We start from the raw sequence: 23,754 nt of genomic DNA on the forward strand, positions 1-23,754 counted from the left end.
GGGGCGTGGGGTGGGCTCCGGGAAGGGCGGTGAGGAGCGGAGCCGCACGCCGCTCCGGAGCGCCCGCCACGCCGCTCAGGACAGCCGGACGCCCGTCAGGGCGAGGCCCGCGGCGGCCGCCGCGACGGCGAGCGCCGCCGTGCCGACGCCGTACCCCAGGCCGGCCGCCCAGCGGCGGTCGAGCAAGAGCCGCGCGGTCTCGACGCTCGCCGTGCTGAACGTCGTGAAGCCGCCGAGCACGCCCGTCCCGAGCACGGCCCGCCACACCGGGTCGAGGACGCCGGCCAGCACGAGCCCGGTGACGACTCCGAGCAGCAGCGACCCGCTCACGTTGATCAGCGCGGTGCCGACCGGCCAGCGCGCCGGCACGAGCGACCGCGCGACCCCGTCGACGACGAGCCGTGCGGCCGCTCCGACTCCGCCCGCGAGAGCGACCGCGAGCAGCAGGCCGGGCGTCACGCCGCCGCCCTCCGCCGCCGCCCCGCGACAGCGATGCCCAGCGCCGCGGCGAGCACGCCCAGCACGAGCGTGCCGCCGGTGTAGAGCAGGTACTCCACGACGTGGCCGCCCTCGAGCAGCGCGACCGTGTCGAGCGAGAAGGTGCTGTAGGTCGTGAATCCGCCCAGCACGCCGGTGCCGAGCAGGAGGCGCAGGGTGCGGCGCCCGCCCTCGTCCGGCCCGCGCCGCGCCAGCGCCTCGAGCAGGAGGCCCAGGAGGAACGCGCCCGGCAGGTTCACGGCGAGCGTCGCGACCGGCACGACGCCCAGCGGAGGCAGTGCGGCGCCGATCGCGGCGCGAATCGCCGTGCCGACGGCTCCGCCCGCCGCGACCAGGAGGATCGCGGAGGGGCGCAGGTGGAGGGGTCGCGTCACTCCGCGAGGTCCCAGGGCGCCGGGCGCGACGGGTCGCGGTCGGCGCGCGGGACGACGAGCACGGGGCGGTGCTGGCGGTGCGCGAGGTGGGCGGCGACGCTCCCGCTGAGGAACTCGGCGATGCTCGCGAGCACGCCCGCGTCGCGGGTGCCGACCACGATCATCCGCGCGTCGACCTCCTCGGCGACCTCGGCGAGCGCCAGGGCGGGCTCGCCCCGCGCCGCGCGCAGCGACCACTGCACGGTGCTGCCGTCCAGCTCGTGCTCGACCGTCTCGCGGAGCCCGGGCGGGAGGGACGGGCCCTCGCCGCGGTCGGCCGCGGCGCCGACGAAGCCGAGCGGGATGCCGCCGGTCATCGGATCGACGTACTCGCCGACGAGGTACGGATCGGCCGAGACCGACACGAGCAGCAGGGCGGCTCCGGCGTCGGCGGCGACGCGGGCGGCGGTGCGCAGGACCTCGGGTCGCTGGCCGTCGACGATGCCGACGAGGACGGGCCCGGTGGGGGTGGGTGCGGTCATGAGGAGCTCCTTCCCGGTTGCGCCCCATCCTGGCACCGCACGGGCGCGAGCGGTCGGAGCATCCGTGCCGGATCCGTCGTGATCGTTCCGTCATGCGCGGGCCTCGGGCTAGAGTGGCTCGTCGCCGGATCCCCACCGGCCCCCGACCCCCCGTCACCACCGTCATCCGAGGAGAACGCACGCGTGTCGAAGCCAGGCATTCCCACCCCTGAGGAGAGTGCCGGCACCCCGACCACTGCACCCCCGACCCGGCGCGAGGCCCGCGAGGCCGAGCGCCGTGCGGCCCGGGCCGAGGCGGAGACGGGCGCGGCGACCGCCGGTGCCGCGGTCGAGGGCAGCGGATCGGACGACTCCGCCGCTTCCGCAGGCGCTGACGACTCCGCGGACTTCATCGTCGACGCCGCATCGGCCGTGGCGCCCGCTCCGACCGTGTCGGTCGAGGTCCCCGCCGTCGCCTCCCCCGCCTCCCGGTCGATCCCGGCCTCTCTGCGTCGCGCGTCCGCCTCCCGCCCCGTCGCTCCCCGCGTCGCCGAATCCGCCCGGGCCCGTGGCCTCAGCCGCCGCGCCCTGGCCTTCGGGACGTTCTCGGTGGTCGGCGGCCTCTTCGCCACGGCCGCGATCCCCGCGTACGGCGCCCGCAGCTCCTCCGCCACCGCGACCGGCCGCGCCGCCGCGAACCGGGTCGGCCTCCAGAACCTCACCGTCTCCTCCGACGCCGCCGGCCAGACCGCCGTCCGCGACGCCTTCGCCGCACCGACCCAGGCGCAGCTCGACGAGGCCAGCCGCCAGGCGGCCGTGCTCTCCGGATCCAACGGCGGCGAGTTCTCGACCGTGCAGACCCGCGCGGTCGGCGACGACTACCCGTGGCCCTACGAGACCATCGACGACGACGGCGGCGGACTCTCGCCCCTCGGCTACTACTACCGCGAGTGCGTCGACTTCGTGGCCTGGCGCCTCAACCGCGACGCCGGCCGCACCTCCGCGCCGTGGAAGTACACGTGGGGGAACATCACCCCGCTCGGCGGCAGCGCCTACGAGTGGCCGGACAACTGGGCCGCGAAGGGCTGGGCGACCAGCAGCGTCCCGATCGTCGGCTGCGTCGCGTGGTGGACCTACAACCACGTCTCGTACGTGCAGAAGGTCAACGACGACGGCACCGTGCTCCTCGAGGAGTACAACTACGGCGGCAAGCACAGCTACGTCACCCGCACCTTCCCCACCGCGCAGGTCCCGCTCTTCCTGTACCCGCCGGTCCTGTAGGGGGCCTGTTCCCGTCGCGCCTCGGCGGGCGGAGCGTCGCAGTCCCGCTCCCGGCGCGCGTCAGCCGAGCGCGGCGAGGAGGATCGCGAAGGCTGCCGTCGTCGGATCGACGAGCGCCATGTGGTCGGCGTCGGCGAGCTCGTGCAGTTGCACGGCGGGGTGCCGGCCGGCGTATCGGCGGCTGTAGGCGACGGGGACGTCCTCGTCGAGTACGCCGTGGATCAGCGTGGTCGGCTGCGGCGGCGCGGGCAGCTGCGCGGGATCGGCGCCCGGGAGCAGCGCGAGGTCGCCGCCGAGGAGCTCCCCCACGGCGTCGTCGCTGAGGCGGTCGGCGGAGGCGGCGGCCAGGTCGAGCACGCCCGCCAGCGCCACCACAGCGGCGACGTGCGGCGACGGACGGGCGGCCTGCGACCAGACGGCGAGGTGGCCGCCGGCGGAGTGGCCGACGAGGGTGACCGGTCCGGCGCCGGGCAGCAGCGCCGGGAGCGCCGCGAGCACGGCCAGGACGTCGTCGCCGGTGCCCGGCCAGCCGCCTCCCGGGTCGCCCGTGCGCCGGTACTCGGGGAGGAGCACGTCGTGCCCGCGGTCGGCCAGCGCCGCCGCGAGCGGCCGGGCGTGCCGCCGGTCCCACCGCGCGCGCCAGAATCCGCCGTGCACGAGCACGACCGGCCGGCGCGCCCCGCCGGGCGCCCCGCGGAAGACGTCCGCGATCTGCTCCGGCGCCTCCCCGTACCGGCGCACCTCGTCCGGCTCGCGCCCCTCCGTCTGCTGCATCCCCCCAGTACCTCCCCGCGAGACGCCACGTCGGTACGCCCGGCACGGCGTGTCGCGTACCGGAGCGGCATCCCGCGGAGAGGGAGGGGACCGCGTCAGGACTCGAACCAGCCCCGGGGGTGGTGGTCGGCCGTGAGGGACGTGCGCGGGCGGGTCGGGCGGGCCCAGCGGACGGCGTTCGCCAGCACGCGCCGGATGTCCGGGTGGTGGTAGACGGGGTAGTCCTGGTCGCCGGGCGAGAAGTAGAAGACCTTCCCGAGGCCGCGGGTGTAGGTCACGCCGGAGCGGAACACCTCGCCGCCGGTGAACGTCGACAGGAACACCGTCTCCTCCGGCACCGGGATGTCGAAGTACTCGCCGTACATCTCCTGCTCGGGGATGATCAGCGGGCTGGGCACGCCCTCGGCGATCGGATGCGTGGGCGCGATCGTCCAGACGAGCTCGCGGTCGCGGTCGTTGCGCCACTTCAGCGAGCAGGTCGTGCCCATGAGCGCCTTGAAGATCGACGAGTAGTGGCCCGAGTGCAGGACCAGGATCCCCATCCCCTCCTGCACGTGCCGCAGGACCCGCTGGACGACCTCGTCCGACACCTCCTCGTGCGCGATGTGCCCCCACCACAGCAGCACGTCCGTCGTCGCGAGCGCCTCCTCGGTGAGCCCGTGCTCGGGCTCGGGGAGCGTCGCGGTGCGGACCGAGACGGCGTCGCCGAGCGACTCCGCGAGCCCGTCCGCGATGACGCGGTGGATGCCGTCCGGGTAGTGGCGCAGCACGGTCTCGTCGCCACGGGTCTCGTGGCGGAACTCGTTCCAGACGAGGACCTCGATCGGGGCGCTCATGCGACCGCCACCTCCTGCTTCTCGGCGGCGGAGCGGTAGATCGCGTCGACCACCCGGCTGCGGTGCAGCGCGTACTCGCCGTAGTGGCCGGAGTAGCGGGGGCCGCCCGCGGGCGCGTCGGCTCCCGAGGCGATGGCCTCCAGGAACTCGGCGATGACGGAGCGGTGGTGTCCGGCGGGGACCTTCACGTCGGGGTGCGAGACGGTCGGCGCTCCGGCGACCTCGGAGTAGAGCGTCAGAGTCCCCTCCGTGGCGTAGTCGGCGATGTGGAGGCGCGCGCCCCCGGCCGAGCCGAGCAGCTCGACCTCGATGTCCTCGTCGACCTTCGAGTAGCTGGCCCAGGAGGCGTCGAGCTGGAGCGAGCGGCCGTTGTCGAGGCGCAGCAGGGCGCTCGAGAAGTCCTCCACCTCGAACGCGTGCGTGCCGGTGGCGGCGACGCCGTGCGGGCGCCCTCCGCGGCCGGAGCGGCCGATCTCGCCGTACGCGACCGCCGAGACGCTGGTCACGCGCGGCTCGTCGAGCAGGTGCAGCGCGATGTCGAGCACGTGGGAGCCGAGGTCGATCAGCGGGCCGCCGCCGGCGAGCTCCTTGCTGGTGAACCAGGAGCCGATGCCGGGGATGCCGGTGCGCCGCTGCCAGCTCGCGCGGGCGTGGTAGACGTCGCCGAGCGGTGCGTCGTCGAGGTAGTCGCGGAGGAAGGCGACGTCGGCGCGGCGGCGGTGGTTGTACGCGATCTCGAGCACCCGGTCGTTCGTGCGGGCGGCCTCGACCATCTCGGCCGCCAGCTCGGCGGCGGTGGCGAGCGGCTTCTCGCAGAAGACGTGCTTGCCGCTCGCGAGCGCGGCCACGGCGATCGGGTGGTGCAGGTGGTTCGGGACGCCGATGGAGACGACGTCGAGGTCGTCGCGGGCGACGAGGTCCTCCCAGTCGGCGTAGAGGTCGGGGACGCCGCGGGTCGCGCCGAGTTCGTGCAGGCGCGCCTCCTCCTGGCCGGCGAGCGCGACGACGCGGGAGCCGGGCAGGGACTGGAAGGCGTCGAGGTGGGTGGTGCCGGCGAAGCCGAGGCCGACGACCCCCACGCGCAGCTCAGTGGTGTTCTCTGTCATGTGCCGAGCCTACTCGAATCGATTCGAGCACTCCACGGGCGGCGTGGCTTCCCGGAGCGCCGGGCAGGCCGAGCGTCAGGCCGCGAGGCGCGCCTCGAGCGCGGCGAGCGACGCGCGCAGGGCCGGCGCCTCGAGGGCGTCGCCGTCGGCGGCGGCGTGCGCGGCGGCGAACGCCTGGACCTGGCCGTGCAGCTCGACGCGGGTCCCGCCGCGGGCGACGACCGCGAGCCGCTCGGCGAGGCGCACGCCGGCGCGGACGACGAGCGGCTGCTCCATCGCGTACGAGCGCAGCGCGAGGAACACGTCGGCCAGCAGCTCGCCCGCCCGAGGCCACGGGACGACCAGGCGGACGACTCCGTCGGCGTCGGAGTAGCGGCCGCGCGCCTCCGGCCGGCCGCAGAGGTCGACGAGCGCGCTGGTCAGGGCCTCGACGGCGCCGACCGCGGTGTACGGGTCGTTCGTGCCGGTCGCGAGCCCGCGGACTCCGATCTCGACCACCTGCTGGACGGCGTACCGGAGGTCCTGGTGCGGGGTGCGCGCGTCGGCGACGACGACCGCGGCGACCGCCTCCTCCTGGGCGACGGCCCCCTCCAGCACCTCGAGCACCGGGTCTCCGACGAGGACGTGGTCGCCGGGCAGCGCGAGCACCCGGATCCGCGCGTCGCCGCGGCGGGCCAGGGCGACCAGCCGCTCGACCTCGAGCTGCTCGACGTAGCCCCCGCGCACCGCACACAGCACGACCGGCTCGCGCCCCGCCGGCGGCAGGGCCTCCTCCGCGAGCAGGGCCTCCTCCGCGTCCACCGGCTCCTCACCGTCCTCCGGATGCAGTCGCTCGATCACGTCGACGAGCTCGCCGAGCACCCGCTGCTGCAGCGTCGTCACCTGCACCGACAGCGCGATGTGGTGGATGAAGTAGACGAGCACCGCGACGTCGCCCACCGCGAGCAGCACCGAGAACGAGACGGCCACCACCGGCACGAACGTCAGCGACGCGTCCTCCTCCGTGTGCACCGCGCGCAGCACGATCAGCGAGTAGAGGAACGTGGACGTGAGCACCGCCAGGACGACCTGGTTGCCGCGGTCGGCCATGAAGTTGCGGACCAGCCGGGGCCCGTAGGCGGAGGACGTGGTCGCCAGCACCGAGATCGTGATCGAGAACGAGGTCGCAGCGACGCCGAGCATCGTCCCGCCGATCGCCGAGAGGATCGCCCGGCCGCCGGTCGGCGACAGGTCCTCGATCAGGGGGATGTCGCTGACGCCGGCGCGGACCAGCAGGTGGTCGACCTCGACCAGCCCCAGCGCCAGCCCGACGGCGAGGACGCCGAACAGGGCCGGGAGGAACCAGAAGGATTCGCGGAGGTGGAGGAGCCGGGAGCGCATCCTCGAAGGCTAGAGCGGCGCCTCCTCGCGGGCCGCGCCGCCGCGGAGGCTTGCGCGCCGGGCCGGGACGTGCCGCGGTGCCTGCCGCGGAGGCGACGTCGCGTCAGGGCCGTCCGCACTGCGGGGGCGTCGTCGCGACGGACGCCGGACGCGCCGGAGGCGCCGACCCACGGGGATCGGCGCCTCCACGGGGCGTCAGGTGACGTTGATGAGCGTGCGCTGCCAGCCGGAGGAGCCGTCGGGCGCGACCGGTGCGCGGTCCTCGATCTGGACCATGCCGTTCTTGTCGACCGCGCGGACCGCGACGTAGTGCGAGCCGGGCTGGGCGTCCCAGTCGACGAACCACTGCACCCAGGTGTCGAGGTTGACCGGGGTCGAGAGCGTCGCCTCCTGCCAGTCGCCGTTGTCGATGCTCACCTCGACCTTCTCGATGCCGATGCTCTGCGCCCAGGCGACGCCCGCGATCTTGAGAGCGCCCGAGGTGACGGGGACGCCGATCCGCGGGGTGTCGATCCGCGAGGACATCTTGATGGGGGCCTCGGCGGAGTAGCCGCGCGGGGTCCAGTAGGCCTGGTCGGCCTCGAAGGTGGTGACCTTGAGCTCGGTGAGCCACTTGGTGGCCGAGACGTAGCCGTAGAGGCCGGGCACGATCATCCGCACCGGGAAGCCGTGCTCGAACGGGAGGGGCTCGCCGTTCATGCCGACGGCGAGGATCGCGTCGAGGTTCTCGTCCGTGACCGCGGTGATCGGGGTGGACGCCGTGTAGCCGTCGCTGCTGGTCGAGAGGAGCATGTCGGCTCCGCTCTGCACGCCGGCCATCTTCAGCACGTCGCGCAGGGGGACGCCGAGCCATTTGGCGTTGCCGACGAGGTTGCCGCCGACCTGGTTCGAGACGCAGGTGAGGGTGATGCCGTACTCGTCGAGGCCCATGTCGAAGATCTGCTGGAGGTTCAGCGTCACCTCGCGGTCGACCATGCCGGTGATCTTCAGCGACCAGGCCGACGGGTCCAGGTTGGGCACGGTGAGGGCGGTGTCGACGCGGTAGAAGTCGGCGTTCGGCGTGTAGAGCGGGGTGATGCCCTCGATGTCGAGCTCGGCGCCCGCGGGGACCGAGACGGTGCTGCGCGGGGACGGCAGGCGCAGGGCGTCGCGGACACCGGCGAGGGAGGAGGTCGCCGCGTTGACCAGGCGGGCACCGGTGCCGACGACTGCCGCGCCGACGGCGGAGATCAGCGCGATGCGGAAGAAGCCGCGGCGCTCGAGGGCGCCCGGACGGGCCTCGGAGGATGTTCCCCTGGCCTCCGAGGCCCGGGCCGCACGCCAGCCGCGCAGGCGCGTGAAGAGGAGGTGCATGACGACGACGGCGACGACGAGTCCGACCAGCGTGGGCACCGCAGCGAGCGGCGACGCTCCGGTGCGGGTCACGATGGCGGCGATCGAGAGGCCGCCGGCGATCACGAGCAGCACCTGGCCGAGCGGCGGGCGGACCAGCTGGAGCACTCCGGCGATCGCGGCGGCGACGACGACCGCGGCGCCCACGCTGCCGAGCAGGAAGGTCTTGTCGTTCTCGCCGAACGTCTTGATCGCGAACTCCTTGAGCGGGCGCGGGACGATGTCGACGATGAAGGCGCCGAGCGCGAGCACGGGGCTCGCGGTGCGGGCGACCGCGAGGGCGATGAGCTCGGCGACGGCGAGGAGGACTCCGCCCGTGACGATGCCCGCGAGGGCGGCGAGCAGGAAGTAGAGAGCTCGATGCTCGCGCACGGGTGCCGCTGTCTGGTTCATGGAGGAGAGTTTTCTCCCGCGACCTGCCGTTTCCCAGGGTGTCCCTGGTTTGGTCGTGTAGGCGCCTTTTTCATAACGAACAGGTAACGCACAGCGTCGGCATCTCGACGGGATCACCTCTCGCTCGGCCCGCCGCCGGGCCTCACCGCGCGCGACGCCCCCGCCGGAGGACCGCCGCGTTCGCGGTGACGATGAGGGCGATCCCGATCCATCCGGCCGCGCCGACGTCCTGCCCGAGCACGACCGCGCCGATGAGGGCGGCCAGGACGGGGTTGGCGCTCATGAGCGTCCCGAACACGCTCGCCGGGAGCCTCCGGAGCGCGATCACGTCGGCCACGAACGGGACGGCCGTCGCCAGGACGCCGGCGCCGACCGCCAGGAGCACGGTGCCCGCGTCGGGGCGCGTCGAGACGAGCGTCCAGACGGCGACGGGCAGGAAGACGGCGGCGGAGATCCCGGTCGCCGTGGCGGTCCCCTGCGCTCCGGGCAGCCGGAGTCCGATGATCCGGTTGAGCAGGATGTACGCGGCCCAGCAGCACGCGGCCGCGAGACCGAGCGCGATCCCCAGCTGGTCGGACGAAGGCCTCGGCCCGACGATCGCGAGGACGCCCGCTCCGGCGACGAGGGCGCAGAGCGCGCTGGTCCTGCTCCGGGAGCCGAGGAGCGCGACCGCCAGCGGCCCGCAGAACTCCAGGGTCACCGCCAGCCCCAGCCCGATGCGGTCGATGGCCGCGTAGAGCGTGAGGTTCATCGCTCCGAACACCACGGCGAGGAGCAGGACGGGCCACCACTGCGCGCGGGTCAGGTCGCGGATCCGCGGCCGCACGACCGGAAGGAGGATCAGCGCGGCGACGATCTGCCGGACGGCGACCACTCCGACGGATCCCAGGACCGGGAAGGCCAGAGTCCCGGAGGCCGCCCCGAGCTGATTCGAGAGGGCGCTCGCGAGGGCGGTCGCGACGCCGACGGTCCGTCCGTCGCCGGGGAGCTGCTTCGTCATGCCGGAAGTCTGCGAGCCGTCCGGCCCCGGCTCACAATGCATCACCGGTCCGATCGATGCGGGAACCGCATGAATAGGATGCGGTCATGGATCTGGAACTGCGCCACCTCCGGTCGTTCGTCGGCGTCGTGGACGCCGGGACCTTCACCGACGCGGGGATCGACCTCGGCATCTCCCAGACGGCGGTCTCCCGCAACGTCGCGGCGCTCGAGTCCGTCCTCGGACGAAGGCTCCTCCACCGGACGACCCGCAGCGTCGAGCTCGCGCCGGCGGGCGAGCGGGTGCTTCGGCACGCCCGCCGCGTCCTGGCCGTCGTCGACGATCTGCGCGAGGAGGCGGCGGCCGGAACGGACACGATCCGGATCGGCTACGCCTGGTCGGCTCTCGGCGAGCACACCCAGGAGTTCCAGCGCCGCTGGGCCGCGGCGCTCCCCCGCCACGAGCTGCGGCTGATCCGCTCCAACACCCCCACCGCGGGGCTCGCGGAGGGCCTCAGCGACCTCGCGATCCTCCGGCGCGGATCTCCGGCTGCGGACGTCGAGTCGGCTCTGATCGGCACCGAGAAGCGCTACTGCGCCCTGTCCGTCGACGACCCGCTCGCCGCGAAGCGCACGGTCACGCTCGCCCAGGTGGCGACCGCTCCGCTCGCGCTCGACGACCGGACCGGGAGCACCCGGCTCGACCTCTGGCCCGAGCACGACCGGCCGCGGATCACCGTCCCGACGACCGACGTCGACGACTGGCTCACGGTGATCAGCAGCGGCTCCGCCCGCGGAGTGACCGCGGAATCGACGGTGAGCCAGTACCGACGGCAGGGCCTCGCCTACCGGGTCGTCCGCGACGCCCCGCCGGTCCCCGTGCACGCCGCGTGGATCCGGAGCGACCCGCCGCCCCTCCTGGGCGACGTCATCGGGCTGCTCCAGGGCCTCTACCGCGCCTCCGACTGACGACGACGGCCGCCGGGGGCGAGCCCCGACGGCCGTCGTCGTCACGTCACTTGCAGGTGAGAGCGGAGTACGCGGCCTGCTTCGTGGTCGTCACCGCGGCTCCGTCCAGGGTGGCCGTCGCGGTCACCGTCGCCGAGCCCGCGGCCACCGAGGCGGCGCGGGTGGTGAAGGCGTGGGACGCGCTCGACCCCGGAGCGATCCCGGTGAACGACTTCGAGCCCCAGGAGGACGCGATGGTGATCGCCGCCGGGACCTTCGCGTCGTTCCGAGCGGAGACCGTCACCACGACCTTGCCCGCCACGCAGCGGCTGGTGGCCGCCACGGTCGTCGGTACCGTCGCCGCGGAGGCGCGGACGATGGAGAGGCGGTAGGTCGCTGTCGTCGTGTGGTCCTGCGCCGACGACTCGACGACCACGCTCGTCGTGCCCGACGCCGCGAGCGGCACCGTGCGGCGGAGGGTGTCGTCGATCAGCACGCCGTCGACCTTCACCAGACCGCTGGGCACGGCCGGGTCCAGGTCGAGCGAGACGCTCGTCGTGCCGGCCGGCACCGTGAGCGTGTGGTCCCTGACCCCGGCGGCGAGAGCCGGCGAGAGCGTCCCGACGTCGGAGGAGAGCTTCGTCAGCTCCGGGTCCGCAGCGTAGGTGGTCGACTCGGTCGTGTAGACCCCGAAGACACCGCCGACGTAGCTGGATCCGGTGCCCTGGAAGCGCACCGTGACGACGGGGATCTTCTGCCCCTTCGCGTCGAGCACGTACTTCCCGCTCTGGTCGCGCTTGTAGCTGTCCTTCGCGGCGAGACCGCTGAGGATCGACGCCGGGATCCGGTCGTACTGGACGTACCAGCTCGTCGCTCCGGCCGCTCCCGAGACCACCTCGGTCTTGAGCTTCACGTCGTTGAGGTAGACGTCGAAGGTGCGTCCCGCGTCGCCGCCGTAGTAGCGGACCCCGAGGTAGTTCGCCGGCAGAGCCGGGTCGACGATCATGTCGTACTGGAAGTACGCCTCCGCCGAGCGCTCGCCGTCGCGGTACCCCTCGCCGCGCCAGGTCCCCACTGAGGACCGCGCGGTCTTGTAGTTCTTGTCGGCCTCGCTGTTGTTGTTGTCGAAGGAGGTGAGGGAGTCGATCGTCGTCTCGTCGACGCGCAGCTGCTCCTTCTGCGTCCGGATCAGCTCCTGGGCCGCGGCCGAGTCGGGCTCGATCAGGGTCATGTAGGTCGCGTAGCGGGCGTTGTAGAGGCTGTAGTACGGAGTGAACACCCGGGCGGCGGACGCGGCGTCGACGTTCTTCATGCCGAAGCGCATCGTCGTGCGGCCGTTGCCGTCCGCGCCGTCGGGCAGGCGGACCAGGTTGCCGCGGACCGCGGACTTCCAGGCCGCGGAGTCCGCGACGACGACGTTCGAGTTCACGGACTTGTCGGCCGTGCCCATGCGCACCAGGACGCCGGCGACGTAGGACGCCTCGACGTTCGAGCGGTTGAGCTCGGTCGCCAGCAGCACCGGTCCGTAGCGGAACGCGGTCCAGTCGGGGTTCTCCGTGTCCGCGACCGCGCTGACCGCGGCGGGCAGCTTCCAGGTCAGCACGTCACCGGCGGCGACGGCGACCGAGACGTATCCGGCCTGGGCCGTGACGGCACGGACGGCACCGTTCACGGTGAGCGTCGGCGCTCCGTCGATCCAGGACGGCACGCGCAGCTTGAGGGTCGTGTCCGCGGCCACGGCTCCTCCGGCCAGCGCTTCGACCCTCAGGGTCGCCGTGTCCGTGCTCGGGATGTCCGCGGTCTGGGTCAGCCGGAGGTTGTTCGCGGAGGAGCGGAGGACCGAGGAGCGGAACTGGTTCACGAAGACGGTCTTCGGCTTCTCGAAGTAGATCGAGTCGCCGAGCTTGGTGAAGCTCTCGATACCCGAGCCGTGGTCGCACCAGAACTCGTCGAGCTCGTGCCCGAAGACCTTGGCGTAGCCCGCGGTCTGCGGCTGGAAGTAGGTCACCATGCCGGTGTCCGGGTTCTGCACCGAGAGGACGCCGTTGATGAACGTCTCCTCGTAGAAGTCGGCGTACTTCACGTCCTCGGTCACCTGGAACAGCGCCCGGGTGAGCTTGAGCATGTTGTAGATGTTGCAGCCCTCGGAGGTCGAGTTCTCGCCGTAGCCGGTGGTCTGGCCGTTCGTGGCGTACTCGTACAGGGTGCCGGGTGCGTGGAAGTGCTCGGACTGGCTGTTGCCGCCGTTGGCGTAGGTGTGGGTCTCGTCGACCATGCGCCAGAAGTTCTCGGCGGCACGGCGGTACATGTCGAGATCCGACTTCTCCGCGGCGGTGAGCGTGGCGTAGAGCGCCGGGTCGTCGGTGAAGACGCGGTAGCGCTTCAGCGCGCCGATCAGCTTCGGGACGGTCGTGTTCGCGTGCAGCCCGTTGAGGACGTCCTCGTTGTTCGCGAGCTTCTGGAACAGCGCGGTCTCGTCGAAGTACTCGGCCGCGCGCTTGTGCGCCGGGTCGTGCGTGGTCTCGTACAGGCGGTAGAGCGCCTCGTTCATTCCGCCGTACTCCGTGTTCAGGAGCTGCCCGGGGTTGGCCTGGCGGCCCGCCCAGGCGGTGATCCAGCTGCCGAAGCCGCCGGCGACGGTGAGCGCCTTCTGCGAGACGGCGTCGGGCGCCTGGTCGTGGGCGTCGAGGAGGCCTGCGAGCACCTTGTGCAGGTTGTAGAAGGGGACGAGCAGGCCGTCGCCGCCCGAGGGGAGGTAGCGGGTCGGGAACGGCGAGACGTAGCCGGCGTTCGCGGGGTCCTTGAGCGCGTAGGCGTCCTGGACCTTCTTCAGACCGTCGACGGAAGCGGTGAGCTTCGCGAGCAGTGCCGCCTTGGTGGCCGCGTCTTCCTCGGTCGCGTAGGCCTGCGAGAGCGCCGAGAGGTAGTGGCCGAAGAAGTGGCCCTGGAACCGGGTGCCGTTCTCGCGCTCCCAACCCCCGTATCCGCCGCTGGTGGTCGGCGTGAGCCCGGCCTCGCGGTAGAAGGAGTAGAGGAACATCTCGGGGTCGAGGCTCAGCAGGTACTCGACGGTCTGCTGCTCCCCGTTCTCGAGGTAGGGGTCCTGCACGGAGACGTCGGACAGGCCGGCCTCCAGAAGGTAGTTCGACGTCTTCACTCCCCGGGGCTGCACCTGGAGAGTGTAGGTCTTCGTGACCGCGGTGCTGCCCCCGTAGGTGGCGGAGCCGGTGAGGACGACCTGCGTCGCGGAGCCGGTGGGCGGCGTGACCGCGGCCGTGCCTCCGCTGATCGCGACGGTCGCCGGGTCGGAGGAGGTCCAGCTGAGGGCGGACCCCTTCGCGCCGACGGTGGGCAGGGTGAAGCCGGTGCTGGTGCTCGCGGGCGGGGCGACCAGCTCGAGGTCGGCCCGGGCGATGCTCGCGGGGTCGAAGGAGGGGTTGCCGGCCTTCGTCAGGGCGACGACGTCGGTGGTGGTCGCGACGCCGTTGTAGAGCGCGTAGTCGTCGAGCAGGCCGCGCAGGTGCGCGCCGTTGTACTGGGGGCCGTTGAAGCCGAGGGTCTTCGTCGAGGTGCTCTCGGAGCCGAGGACGCCGGATGCGGAGGAGGACGGCGCGGTCTTGACGACGGCGGTCTGCTTCACCCCGTTGCGGTAGAAGGCGACGGCCTTGGTGCTCTTGTCGTACGTGGCGACCACGTGCGTCCACTCCCCCGCGGGGAAGAAGCCGGAGCGGGCGGTCTCGACGGCGACCTTGTACGGCTGACCGCCGGACGGGCCGATCGAGAGGGCGAGCGGAGTGCCGTCGCCCTCGGAGGTGAGGTACCAGCCGTCGGAGTTGTAGGTGGTCTTGTTCCAGGTGAAGACCTGCTCACCGGTCATCGCGCTGGTCGGCTTGTACCAGAACGAGACGGTGAGGTCGGCGGGCTGCAGCGCCGCCGCAGTGCCGAGCGAGATCGCGTTCGATCCGGTGAACTCGAACGCCCGGCCGTTCAGGCCGGTGCCGTAGGAGGCGGTGCCCTTCTGCATCCCGAGGGCGGTACCACGACCGCTGGTGTCGGCGAGCGACCCGTCGAACGGGAGCTCGAGCACCTTCGCGGCGTCGAGCGAGGTGGTGGGGGCGGCCTGGGCCGTGGGGCCGACCGACAGGAGACCCGCCGTCAGCGCCATCACCGCCACGGTGGCCAGGGGGAGTCGTCGTCTCATTCGTGAGGCCTCTCGTCGTTGAGAAATCCGGCCCAGGGGGGCGGGCCGCCTCGAATGTTACCGTTAACAATAGTTTTCGGTGAGGTTTCGGTGAGAGGACTGACAGGGTCCTCGAGCGCTCAGCGGCGCCGGTCCAGAGCCGCCCGGAGGTACGGAGCGGTGCGGCTGCCCGCGGCCTCGGCGACCTCCTCCGGAGTGCCCGTCGCGACCACCGAGCCGCCGGCCCGGCCCGCCCCCGGGCCGAGGTCCACGACCCAGTCCGCGTCGGCGACGACGCGCATGTCGTGCTCGACGACGATCACCGTGTTGCCCGCGTCGACGAGGTGCTGCAGGTGCTCGAGCAGGCGGTCGGCGTCGGCGGGGTGCAGGCCCGACGTCGGCTCGTCGAGCAGGTAGAGCGTGTCCCCGCGCTGGGCGCGACGCAGCTCCGAGGCGAGCTTCACCCGCTGCGCCTCTCCCCCGGACAGCTCGGGCGCCGGCTGGCCGAGCGAGACGTAGCCGAGCCCCACGTCCACCAGAGCGTCGAGGTGGCGGGCGACCTCGCGGTCCTCGGCGAAGGCCTCGCGCGCGTCGGCGACGCTCAGCGCGAGGACGTCGGCGATCGTCCGGCCGCCGAGGGTGACCTCGAGGGTCTCGTCGTTGTACCGGGCGCCGCCGCACGCCGTGCAGGGCGCCTCGACGGTCGGGAGGAACAGCAGCTCCACCTCCACGGAGCCCTCGCCCTTGCAGACGGGGCAGCGCCCGCTGGGCAGGTTGAAGGAGAAGCGGCTCGCCGAGAAGCGGCGGCGCTTCGCCTCCGGGGTGGCCGCGAAGAGCGTCCGCACCCGGTCGAACAGACCCGTGTAGGTCGCGACGTTCGAGCGCGAGGTCCGGCCGATCGGGGTCTGGGTCACCTGCACCACCCGGCGCAGGCGGTCCGCGGGCCCGGAGGCGGTGCCGCGGGTCGCCGCCGCGGCCGCGTCGAGCAGCGGGTCCGCCTCCCCGCCCTCCTCGGCCGGCGCGTCCTCGGCGACGTCGGCGCGGAGCGAGGCGCGCAGCAGATCGGGCAGGGCCTGGTTCACGAGCGTCGACTTGCCCGATCCGGAGACACCGGTGACCGCGGTGAGCACCCCGACCGGGAACGCGACGGAGAGGTCGTCGAGGGTGTGCCGCGAGACTCCGGCGAGCTCGATCCACTGCTCCGCGGTGCGGCGGGAGCGCAGCGGCGCCGGGTCGCCCTCGGGGAAGAGGTAGCGGCGGGTGACGGAGCCGCGGGCGCCCGGCAGGCCGTCGAGCGGGCCGGAGTAGACGACGGTGCCGCCCCCCGACCCCGCGCCCGGGCCGATGTCGACGATCCAGTCGGCCTCGCGGATGACGTCGAGGGAGTGCTCGACGAAGAAGACGGTGTTGCCGGTCGCGCGCAGGGTCCGCAGGATGCCGAGCAGCGCCTCCGTGTCGGCGGGGTGCAGGCCCGTAGACGGCTCGTCGAGCACGAAGACGACGCCGAAGAGGCGCGAGAGCACCTGCGTCGCGAGGCGCATCCGCTGGAGCTCCCCCGAGGAGAGCGTCGGCGTGGAGCGGTCGAGCGAGAGGTGGCCGAGGCCCAGGTCGACGATCGGCGCGAGGCGGGCGACGAGGTCCTCGACCAGCCGCTGCGCGGCCAGGCGGGTCTGCGGAGCGCCGTCGGCCGGGGTCCAGCCGGGCTCCAGCACGCGCCGCGCGACGACGACCAGCTCCTCGAGCGGGAGCGCCGACAGCTCGGTGATGTCGAGCCCCTCGAAGGTGACCGCGAGCGCGTCGGGCTTCAGCCTCCGGCCGCCGCACACCGGGCAGGCGACGCTGACGACGAACGAGGCCGCGCGCTCGCGCATCCGGGCGCTCTTCGAGCCGGCGAAGGTGTCGAGCACGTAGCGGCGCACCCCGAGGAACGTGCTCATGTAGCGCGGCTCGTCCCCGGCGGCCACGGACGCGCGCACCTCCGCGGGAGAGCGGTCGGTCCACACGGGAACCTGCGGGGAGTCAGGAGTGTGCAGGATCCAGTCGCGGTCCTCCGCGGGCAGGTCGCGCCACGGAGCGTCGATGTCGTGTCCGAGCGAGATCAGGCTGTCGCGCAGTTGCTTGCCGTGCCAGGCGGTCGGCCAGGCGGCGAGCGCCCCGTCGCGGATCGAGAGGGAGTCGTCCGGCACCATCAGCTCGTCGGGGACGTCGTAGACCCGGCCGATGCCGTGGCAGCTGGGGCACGCGCCCTGCACGGTGTTGGCCGAGAAGTCCTCCGCGAGCAGCATCGGCGCGCCCTCGGGGTAGGCGCCGATGCGCGAGAACACCATCCGCACCACGCTCGAGAGCGTCGTCGCACTGCCGACCGTGGAGCGGGCCGAGCCTCCGGAGCGCCGCTGTGGGAGGGCGACGGCCGGCGGCAGGCCCTCGATCGAGTCGACGTCCGGCACGCCGACCTGGTCGATCAGCCGCCGCGCGTAGGGGGCGACCGACTCGAAGTAGCGGCGCTGCGCCTCCGCGTAGAGCGTGCCGAAGGCGAGCGAGCTCTTGCCCGATCCGGAGACCCCCGTGAAGGCGACGAGGGCGTCGCGCGGCACGTCGACGTCGATGCTCCGGAGGTTGTTCTCGCGGGCGCCGCGCACGCGGACGTGGTCGAGGGGGTCGGTGGTTCCAGGCGCGCTCATCCGTACAGCCTGCCGTGCCGGGATGTGGGGCGGCCGCCGCGGAGCTCCGAGGCGCTCGACGCCGAGACGGCCCGCTCCCGGCCGAGGCACCGCAGTGGGGCGGTGTCTCGGCGGGGCGGGCCGTCTCGGCGTCAGCGGCGCGCGTGCGTCAGCAGGTGCGCGCCGGGTAGGCCGCGGTCAGGGCGCCCGCGGTGAGCGAGGCGGCCGGGACCGAGGCCTGACGGGTGGTGAAGGCGGCCGAGGCGCTGGCGCCGGGGGCGGCGGTCAGCGTCTGCGAGGCGCCGAACGGCGAGCGGATGACGACCGAGAGGGGCGTCGTGCCCGTGTTCTTCACCACTCCGGTGAGGACGACCTTGCCCGCGACGCAGCGGGTGGACGCGGTGAGCGTCGAGGTCGGTGCCGTCACCACCACGGTCGCGGTGACCGTGACGGCCGTGGAGCTCGAGAGCCGACGGTCGGCGGCGTTGTAGGCCGTCGATCCGTTCGCGCCCACCCACTGGTTGTCGTTCGCACCGATCGTGCGGACGACTCCGGTGACGGAGTAGCGGCCGGGCGCCGTCGCCACCGCGGAGGTGTTCCAGGTGACCGGCTGCGAGGCGGTGCCCCGGTTGTAGGCGAGCACGACGTCGGCGCGGGCGGGCAGAGCCGCCGCGGCGTCGGTGCCGGAGGCGACCGTCACCTCGCCGAGGTCCGAGCGGACCGCGGAGGCGGCGTCGGCCGAGCGGACCTCGGCGTACTGCCCCGCGGTCAGCGAGACGATGCCGCCGTGCTTGGTCGACGAGGCGAGCGAGAAGCCCGGGTCGGTGAGCTGGGTCCAGCCCGTGTCGAGGTCGTTCGTCACCATCGGCTTGTAGCCGGTCGCGGGGATCACGTCGACGTACAGGTACCAGGTGTCCTCGCCGTGGTCCTTGAACACCGCGGGGCCCTCGACCCCACCGGGGTTGCCGCCGGACCACACCGCGCCGATGCGCGACTGGATCTGCGTCCACGAGGTCGTCGGCAGCCACCAGGTCGCCGAGGTGGTCGACTCCATGTAGATGCCCTTGCCGGTGCCGTTGTCCTTCGAGATCCGGTAGGTCGTGCCGGAGTCCTGGATCAGCGTGGTGTCGATCGTGTCGGCCCCGGTGTCGATGAAGGTGCCGCCGTACGAGTAGGTGGCCTGCGTGAAGTCCGTGGTCGCTCCCCAGAGCACGCGGGAGGATCCGGTGCCCGGCGTGTGCGCCGCGGTCGGGTAGACCGTCGAGGACCAGTAGACGACGAACGCGCCCTTGCCGGGTCCCGCGTAGTCCGGCACCCACGTGGCCTCGGGAGCCCACATCATGCCGGCCTCGAGCTTCTTCGTCCCCGCGGCGTCGAGCGCCACGTCGAACTGGCGGACGTCGCTCCACGACACGAGGTCGCTCGACTCCCAGACGTTCATCTTCGTGCTGCCCTTGGTGGTCCAGTAGCACCAGGTGTCGCAGGTGCTGGGGCCCCGGTCGCCGCCGAAGACGCGGAGGTCCGTGGCGATGATGTAGTACTTCTTCGTGTCGGGGTTGTAGGTCAGGTACGGGTCGCGGACACCGGTGGTGCCGAGGTCGGAGGCCAGGATCGGCTTCGCGCCGTTGAGCGGGTCCCACTTCTCCGGGTCGTCGCCGCGGGAGACGTCGAGGTAGATCTTCTCGGCGTAGCCCTGGGAGTCCTCGACGAAGTGGACCATCATGTAGCCGTAGGGGGTGTCGACGCCGACCTGCGGCTCGACCGTCACGGCGATCGAGCGGGTCTGCACGATTCCGCGGATCGACGCCGTCGCGGTGAGCGTCGAGGCGCGCGCGGCCTGGCCCACGGCGGGGCGGTCGGCGCTGAGGGTGCGGCCGTCGGCCGAGACGCGCAGGGTCGGGTCGCTGGAGGACCAGGTCACCGCTCCCCCGTAGTCGGGCAGGTTCGTGGTCGAGTCGTCGACGGTGAGCGGGGCGACCCCGGCCAGCACGGCGGCGGCGATCGGGGAGAACGTGGAGGCGTGAGGCTTCGCGTCGACGCTCGACACGGCCACCACCTCCGCCCCGGTGAGCGCGCGGTCGTAGACGCGGAACGCCGAGACCTCGCCCGTGTAGAACGGGTCGGGGTACGGTGCTCGGCCGATCGTGTTCAGCGACTGGTCCGCCACCGACGAGGGGCGCAGAGCGGTGGGCGCCGAGGCGACCTGGACGCCGTCGACGAAGAACGAGATCGTGCCGGCGCTGCCGTCGATCACCGAGGTGAGGCTGTACCAGCGGTCGGCGGTCAGGGCGGAGGCGCTGCGGGCGTTGTTCTCGCCGTTCCCTCCGCTGGTCGTGATCGCGGTGCGCACCCGGTCGCGGACGGACGCGAACCAGTACTGGTTCGTGCTGTCGCTGCCGATGTTCCACAGGAAGTGGAAGTTCGAGAGCATCGACGCGTCGGCGCGGGTCTCGATCGTGACGGTGGCCGACGAGCGACCGGTCAGCAGGTTCGCGGGCAGCTGCACCCAGGGGGCGGTGGTGCTGCTCTTGGGGCCGCCGGTGAGGCGGAGCGACGTGCCGGTCCAGAGCGCGTCGGTCGCGTTGCGGACGGTGGCGGCTCCCACGCCTCCGCTCACGGTGTTCGGGACCGTGCTGCCGGTGGTCTGCGTGAACCGGTAGTCGGCGAGGAGGCCCTGCTGCGGGATCACGGCATCGGCCGCCTGCGCGGCCGGAGCCGGGGCGACGAGGCCCGAGAGCAGCACTGCTCCGAGGCCGAGCGCGGCGAGCGCTGCGCGCAGCGGCGCTCGCCGCGCGGGTGTGGTGGTGGGGGGCATGGTGCTCCTTCGGTGGAGTGGTGCGGTTCGGGGAGGGGGAGAGGATCTCGGGGTGCCGAGCCCTGCTCGGTCGAGCAGCGCCGTCAGGGGCGTGTCGGAACCTGTGTGCGGAGCACGAGGGGCTCGATACGCCGCTGGGCGGCTGCTCGACAGGCAGGGAGGGGCAGCCGCTCGACCGGCACGAGGGATCAGCCGCCGGGGTTCATGTTGGTGTACCCGGTGGTCGGGGCGGTGGTGCCGAGTGCCGCGAGGGTGGGCGCCCTCCGCATCACGACGGGGTTGCCCGGGCTGTCGCGACCATGGAGCAGTCGCCGTCGTGGAACTCGATCGCGGGGTCGGCGGTGTCCGGCGCGATCGGGTCGGTGGAGGTCGGCTCGCCGAGGGCGACGGCCGGGGAGGCGGCGGTGTAGGGCAGCGGAGCCACCGCGGCGAGGAGGATCAGCAGCCCGGCCGTGTGGTGGCGCCGGAGCCCCGCGGATCGGGGGAGCTCGGCGTCGACGGGCGTCGATGCGGTCGTCATCGTGACTCCATCGTCAAGGGGCGGCGTGGGGCCCGGAGGCGCACCGTGAGCGGCGCGCCCCCGGGGGCTGGGGGGCTGCGGAGAGGCGCCGGAGGGCGCCAAGGGGAGAGGCCCGGTGGACCTCGGAGAAGAACTCGCCGTGACTCGCAGGATCCGGCGCGACCTCCACCTCGAGGCCTCCGACGCCGCCAGCTGCACGGTTTGTTCACGGTAACAGGGCGTCTGCGCAAACTCAACGGCCCCCGTGAGCGGGGGTGGCATCACTTCACGGCGCCTGCGGTCCGCGCGGTCGCTTTCGTCACGGAGGAAGGATCCGCGGCGCCCCGTGGAACGGCGCAGGCGACGTGGGCCGGATCGGACGTTCGTCGTGAGTCGTGATCAGCACCGCCGTCCCGAGCCGCCGTCCTCTTTCTTCCACCGCCGCTCGCGCCTCCGCCTCCGCTGTCAAGAGGGGAGAGACGGGCCGCGCCCCTCGCCTAGGGTGCCGGGATGCCCCGCACCCGGACGTCCCGCGCCGCCCTCGCCTGGCGGGAGGCGGTCACCGGCTCGCGCCTCATGCTCGCTCTCAAGACGGCGCTGGCGGTCGGCATCGCCTGGGCCGTCGCGCCGCTCGCTCCCGGAGTCGCGGAGCAGTACCCGTACTACGCGCCGCTCGGCGCCCTGGTCAGCATGTACCCGACCCTGATGGGCTCGGTCCGCACCGGACTGCAGACCCTGCTCGGCCTGGCGGCGGGGATCGGGCTCGCCGCCCTCGTGGTGGCCACCGTCGGCCCGACCTGGTGGACGATCCCGCTCGTCGTCGGGATCGGCGTGGTCCTCTCGGGGACCGGGTGGTTCGGCGCGGGCCGCGAGTACGTGCCGATGGCGGCCCTCTTCGTGCTCATCATCGGCGGGGCCGACGCCGAGGACTACTCCCTCGGCTACCTCGTGCAGATGGCGGTGGGCGTGGTGGTGGGGCTGCTGGTGAACGTGGTCGTCGCCCCCGGGCTCACCGTCGAGGCGGCGTCCGCCCGGGTCGACGCGTTCCAGCGCGAGCTCGCGGAGCACCTGCGCCAGCTGGCCGCCGCGCTCGAGGAGACGTGGCCGCCCGAGCACGAGGCCTGGGCGCGCAACGGCGAGGAGCTGGCCCGGACGGCGGAGGAGGTCCGCGCGGCCCTCGCGGACGCGGACGAGAGCCGCAAGGGCAACCCGCGCGCGCTGCTGCACCGGCGCGACTCCCGACCCGACCACCTCCGCCTCGAGACGCTCGACGCGATCCTCTTCCACGTCCGCGATCTGAGCGGCGCCCTCGCGGACACCATCTGGGAGCGGCCGGGCGCGCTCCCGTTCGATCCGGCGCTCGGCCCGCCGCTGAGCGAGGCCTGCCGGGCGGTCGCCGACGCGATCGACCGCGACGACGCCGGCTCCCCCGCCGCGCACCGGGCGATCGGAGGCGCGGCCCGCGCGATCCGGCACCTCGTGCAGGTCGTCGACGAGCGGACCGCCGCGACCTCCCGGACCCTCGGGCCCGGCGTCCTCGCGGCGATGCACCTCCGCCGCGTCCTGGTGCGCCTGCAGCACGACAGCGCGGAACCGCAGGAGGAGTGAGGGCTGGCGCCTCCTGTCCCATACTGATATGGTGCTGAGACATCAGGAGGACGGGGACGACGTGGAGCGGACGGGGACGACGTGGAGCGGACGGTGACGACGACGAGCCTCCGTGGTCGCACGCCGGAGCGGGCGACCACGGAGGCTCACCTGGCCTTCGGGCAGGCGCTACTCGCAGACGAAGAAGGCGACCTCCACGTAGCCCATCGTCTGCGAACGGGTGTCGACGTCGGAGTTCTCGACGGTCACGCCGGACGCGGCGAAGCTGCTGCCTCCTGCGCCCGTCGACGCGTTGGCCGCGTAGGAGCCGCCACCCCGCACCCACAGGGAGGTGCCGCCGCCGGCACCGCCGAAGTAGCCGCCGCCGCCACCACCGGACGCGTAGGTCACCTGGCGGCTCGCGTTCGTCCTCGCTGCGCCGGCACCGCCGTCGCGCCCGGAGCCCGGGCTGCCGAGAACCGTCTCGGTCACGTTGACCGTCGTCACACCGGGCTGCCCCGGCCCGGTCTGGCTTCCGCCGGTGCTCGGGGCCTGCTCCGTGGAGCCGGTGCTGCTGTCCGCGCGCGAGACGGCGCTGTCGTAGCCGGAGCCGCCGACGGGACCGCCGGACCCCGCGTTCGGCCCGACGCGGGCGGACCGGGTGAAGTCGTTCGAGGTGAAGCCGGCTGCGCTACCGCCGCCGCCGCCCGCGATGACGAGCAGGGAGCCCGCGGCGGTGATCCCGCTGGCCCCGCCCCCTCCTCCGGAGCCGATGTAGCCCGGAGTGCCCGGAGCCCCGCCGTTGCCGAGCCCCCGGCCGCCGGCCTGGTTGCTGCCGCCCGAGCCCGCGGTGATGACGATCTCGGACGCTCCGCCGAGCGCGTCGACGGGGATGGTGCCCGTCACCCGCGCACCGGCGCTGGTGACGTCCGACCCGGTGCGGACGCCGCCGCCGTCTCCGCCGACCGCCGTGAAGCGGACCCACTGGGTTCCCGCGGGCACGGGGATCGTCCGGGCCGCGAGCGCGGTGGTCGAGGTGGCGTCGATGCGCTGCGCGTCCTGCAGGGCGCACTGGGGGGCGGTCGAGGCCGACGCCATCGGAGCGGCGATCGAGGCGGCCACAACAGGAATCGCCCATGCGGCGCCCTTCACCACGGTTCGGCGCTGGGTCAGACGATCGGGGGCGCCGGTCGGCGTGCTGGTGTCTTCGTTCTGCATCGGAGTCCTTCTGTCATCGTGCACCCCTGGGTATCGGGGGCAGAGTCGGGTGAGAGGCGCGGGAGGATGCCCGTGCCGCTCCGACAGAGTCGCCTGCTCCGCGACGGGGCACGCCGCTCGAGGCCGCTCTGGCGCGAACCTGCCCTGAGGCGGCGCGCCGCGCCCCCCGCGCCTCATCCTCAGCGACTTCTCCGCAGCGCCGACCAGTCGTGGACGACGTCGCAGATGCCCCGTCGGACTCGCCGATACGGACCCTCCGAGCGGGCGGCCCGACTCGCGAGCACCCCGGACCGAGCGGCCCGGAGAGCCCGCGACGGCCGAGCGCAGAACCCGAC

General features: G+C 73.2%; 17 protein-coding genes. 3 read left to right on the plus strand and 14 right to left on the minus strand.

Going from position 1 to position 23,754, the window contains the following annotated elements; genetic code table 11:
* Positions 1-75: 75 nt before the first annotated feature.
* Genes C5C63_RS08925 through C5C63_RS08935 form a run of 3 tightly spaced genes read right to left on the minus strand, consistent with a single transcriptional unit; the run spans position 76 to position 1,393 of the window.
* Positions 76-459 carry a CrcB family protein gene (locus C5C63_RS08925; protein ID WP_104226584.1) on the minus strand — a complete coding sequence of 128 codons (384 nt, stop codon included), beginning with the start codon at positions 457-459 and terminating at the stop codon, positions 76-78.
* Entirely contained in the window at positions 456-872 is a 417-nt protein-coding gene (locus C5C63_RS08930; protein ID WP_104325888.1) for a CrcB family protein, read from the minus strand. The genes C5C63_RS08925 and C5C63_RS08930 overlap by 4 nt, the downstream gene beginning before the upstream one ends.
* Positions 869-1,393 carry a universal stress protein gene (locus C5C63_RS08935; protein ID WP_104239244.1) on the minus strand — a complete coding sequence of 175 codons (525 nt, stop codon included), beginning with the start codon at positions 1,391-1,393 and terminating at the stop codon, positions 869-871. Before C5C63_RS08935 ends, C5C63_RS08930 begins: the two co-directional genes overlap by 4 nt.
* Before the next feature lie 183 nt (positions 1,394-1,576).
* On the opposite strand from C5C63_RS08935, the gene C5C63_RS08940 reads away from it, so the two are divergent.
* Entirely contained in the window at positions 1,577-2,653 is a 1,077-nt protein-coding gene (locus C5C63_RS08940; RefSeq protein ID WP_181110586.1) for a CHAP domain-containing protein, read from the plus strand.
* Positions 2,654-2,713: 60 nt separating this feature from the next.
* Here the strand turns inward: C5C63_RS08940 and C5C63_RS08945 are convergent, their stop codons facing one another.
* The 6 genes from C5C63_RS08945 to C5C63_RS08970 all read right to left on the minus strand — a co-directional run bounded on the left by C5C63_RS08945 (position 2,714) and on the right by C5C63_RS08970 (position 9,534).
* Positions 2,714-3,427 (minus strand): alpha/beta hydrolase, encoded by a 714-nt coding sequence (locus C5C63_RS08945; protein WP_104325890.1) that lies wholly within the window; start codon positions 3,425-3,427, stop codon positions 2,714-2,716.
* A gap of 95 nt (positions 3,428-3,522) precedes the next feature.
* Positions 3,523-4,263 carry a ThuA domain-containing protein gene (locus C5C63_RS08950; protein WP_104257753.1) on the minus strand — a complete coding sequence of 247 codons (741 nt, stop codon included), beginning with the start codon at positions 4,261-4,263 and terminating at the stop codon, positions 3,523-3,525.
* Complete coding sequence (locus C5C63_RS08955) at positions 4,260-5,369, minus strand: Gfo/Idh/MocA family protein (RefSeq protein WP_104325891.1); 1,110 nt, start codon at positions 5,367-5,369, stop codon at positions 4,260-4,262. The genes C5C63_RS08950 and C5C63_RS08955 overlap by 4 nt, the downstream gene beginning before the upstream one ends.
* A 75-nt stretch (positions 5,370-5,444) precedes the next feature.
* A complete protein-coding gene (locus tag C5C63_RS08960) occupies positions 5,445-6,749 on the minus strand; it encodes a DUF2254 domain-containing protein (RefSeq protein WP_104325892.1) in 1,305 nt (434 codons plus the stop codon).
* A gap of 195 nt (positions 6,750-6,944) precedes the next feature.
* The gene (locus C5C63_RS08965) at positions 6,945-8,534 is read right to left on the minus strand and encodes a molybdopterin-dependent oxidoreductase (RefSeq protein ID WP_104325893.1); all 1,590 of its coding nucleotides are present in this window, start codon (positions 8,532-8,534) and stop codon (positions 6,945-6,947) included.
* Between the two features lie 142 nt (positions 8,535-8,676).
* Positions 8,677-9,534, minus strand: coding sequence for a DMT family transporter (locus tag C5C63_RS08970; RefSeq protein WP_104325894.1), 858 nt, complete (start codon positions 9,532-9,534; stop codon positions 8,677-8,679).
* An 86-nt stretch (positions 9,535-9,620) separates the two neighbouring features.
* Between C5C63_RS08970 and C5C63_RS08975 the strand changes: the two genes are divergently transcribed.
* Positions 9,621-10,481 carry a LysR family transcriptional regulator gene (locus tag C5C63_RS08975; RefSeq protein WP_104325895.1) on the plus strand — a complete coding sequence of 287 codons (861 nt, stop codon included), beginning with the start codon at positions 9,621-9,623 and terminating at the stop codon, positions 10,479-10,481.
* A gap of 46 nt (positions 10,482-10,527) precedes the next feature.
* Here the strand turns inward: C5C63_RS08975 and C5C63_RS08980 are convergent, their stop codons facing one another.
* The 4 genes from C5C63_RS08980 to C5C63_RS08995 form a co-directional block, all read right to left on the minus strand.
* A complete protein-coding gene (locus tag C5C63_RS08980) occupies positions 10,528-14,661 on the minus strand; it encodes a beta-L-arabinofuranosidase domain-containing protein (protein ID WP_104325896.1) in 4,134 nt (1,377 codons plus the stop codon).
* A gap of 119 nt (positions 14,662-14,780) precedes the next feature.
* A complete protein-coding gene (locus C5C63_RS08985; protein ID WP_104325897.1) occupies positions 14,781-17,321 on the minus strand; it encodes an excinuclease ABC subunit UvrA in 2,541 nt (846 codons plus the stop codon).
* Positions 17,322-17,469: 148 nt separating this feature from the next.
* Complete coding sequence (locus C5C63_RS08990) at positions 17,470-20,115, minus strand: LamG-like jellyroll fold domain-containing protein (protein WP_104257749.1); 2,646 nt, start codon at positions 20,113-20,115, stop codon at positions 17,470-17,472.
* A gap of 268 nt (positions 20,116-20,383) precedes the next feature.
* The gene (locus tag C5C63_RS08995; RefSeq protein ID WP_104263513.1) at positions 20,384-20,635 is read right to left on the minus strand and encodes a hypothetical protein; all 252 of its coding nucleotides are present in this window, start codon (positions 20,633-20,635) and stop codon (positions 20,384-20,386) included.
* A 489-nt stretch (positions 20,636-21,124) separates the two neighbouring features.
* On the opposite strand from C5C63_RS08995, the gene C5C63_RS09000 reads away from it, so the two are divergent.
* Entirely contained in the window at positions 21,125-22,222 is a 1,098-nt protein-coding gene (locus C5C63_RS09000; RefSeq protein WP_104325898.1) for an aromatic acid exporter family protein, read from the plus strand.
* 168 nt (positions 22,223-22,390) lie between these two features.
* On the opposite strand, the gene C5C63_RS09005 is transcribed toward C5C63_RS09000, so the two are convergent.
* A complete protein-coding gene (locus C5C63_RS09005; protein ID WP_104351504.1) occupies positions 22,391-23,419 on the minus strand; it encodes a hypothetical protein in 1,029 nt (342 codons plus the stop codon).
* Positions 23,420-23,754 lie beyond the last annotated feature (335 nt).

The organism is Rathayibacter sp. AY1B8, assembly GCF_002932775.1.
GTDB lineage: Bacteria > Actinomycetota > Actinomycetes > Actinomycetales > Microbacteriaceae > Rathayibacter.

Excerpts from the sequence above, each read along its gene's own strand:
- C5C63_RS08935 (WP_104239244.1), bottom strand. The coding sequence starts at position 1,393 with ATGACCGCACCCACCCCCACCGGGCCCGTCCTCGTCGGCATCGTCGAC.
- C5C63_RS08945 (WP_104325890.1), bottom strand. The coding sequence starts at position 3,427 with ATGCAGCAGACGGAGGGGCGCGAGCCGGACGAGGTGCGCCGGTACGGG.
- C5C63_RS08950 (WP_104257753.1), bottom strand. The coding sequence starts at position 4,263 with ATGAGCGCCCCGATCGAGGTCCTCGTCTGGAACGAGTTCCGCCACGAG.
- C5C63_RS08955 (WP_104325891.1), bottom strand. The coding sequence starts at position 5,369 with ATGACAGAGAACACCACTGAGCTGCGCGTGGGGGTCGTCGGCCTCGGC.
- C5C63_RS08960 (WP_104325892.1), bottom strand. The coding sequence starts at position 6,749 with ATGCGCTCCCGGCTCCTCCACCTCCGCGAATCCTTCTGGTTCCTCCCG.
- C5C63_RS08965 (WP_104325893.1), bottom strand. The coding sequence starts at position 8,534 with ATGAACCAGACAGCGGCACCCGTGCGCGAGCATCGAGCTCTCTACTTC.
- C5C63_RS08970 (WP_104325894.1), bottom strand. The coding sequence starts at position 9,534 with ATGACGAAGCAGCTCCCCGGCGACGGACGGACCGTCGGCGTCGCGACC.
- C5C63_RS08975 (WP_104325895.1), top strand. The coding sequence starts at position 9,621 with ATGGATCTGGAACTGCGCCACCTCCGGTCGTTCGTCGGCGTCGTGGAC.
- C5C63_RS08980 (WP_104325896.1), bottom strand. The coding sequence starts at position 14,661 with ATGAGACGACGACTCCCCCTGGCCACCGTGGCGGTGATGGCGCTGACG.
- C5C63_RS08985 (WP_104325897.1), bottom strand. The coding sequence starts at position 17,321 with ATGAGCGCGCCTGGAACCACCGACCCCCTCGACCACGTCCGCGTGCGC.
- C5C63_RS08990 (WP_104257749.1), bottom strand. The coding sequence starts at position 20,115 with ATGCCCCCCACCACCACACCCGCGCGGCGAGCGCCGCTGCGCGCAGCG.
- C5C63_RS08995 (WP_104263513.1), bottom strand. The coding sequence starts at position 20,635 with ATGACGACCGCATCGACGCCCGTCGACGCCGAGCTCCCCCGATCCGCG.
- C5C63_RS09000 (WP_104325898.1), top strand. The coding sequence starts at position 21,125 with ATGCCCCGCACCCGGACGTCCCGCGCCGCCCTCGCCTGGCGGGAGGCG.
- C5C63_RS09005 (WP_104351504.1), bottom strand. The coding sequence starts at position 23,419 with ATGCAGAACGAAGACACCAGCACGCCGACCGGCGCCCCCGATCGTCTG.